This window comes from Phytobacter massiliensis JC163 (assembly GCF_000321045.1).
Lineage (GTDB): Bacteria > Pseudomonadota > Gammaproteobacteria > Enterobacterales > Enterobacteriaceae > Phytobacter_A > Phytobacter_A massiliensis.
This window is the reverse complement of sequence record NZ_CAEO01000213.1, coordinates 1-277: the sequence shown is the minus strand read 5'-3', so window position 1 is coordinate 277 and position 277 is coordinate 1. Positions and strand designations below refer to the sequence as shown.

The 277-nt window shown below is 53.1% G+C and carries 1 rRNA gene; it reads right to left on the bottom strand.

Going from position 1 to position 277, the window contains the following annotated elements:
• Window positions 1-277: ribosomal RNA gene (locus ENTHG_RS00265) — 16S ribosomal RNA — on the bottom strand; the annotation flags it as partial.

Sequence of the window (277 nt, the reverse complement as noted above, 5' to 3'; positions counted from 1 at the left end):
GTCGCCTTCGCCACTGGTGTTCCTCCAAATCTCTACGCATTTCACCGCTACACTTGGAATTCCACTATCCTCTTCTGCACTCAAGTCTCCCAGTTTCCAATGACCCTCCCCGGTTGAGCCGGGGGCTTTCACATCAGACTTAAGAAACCACCTGCGCGCGCTTTACGCCCAATAAATCCGGACAACGCTTGCCACCTACGTATTACCGCGGCTGCTGGCACGTAGTTAGCCGTGGCTTTCTGATAAGGTACCGTCAAGGTACGTTCATTACCTAACG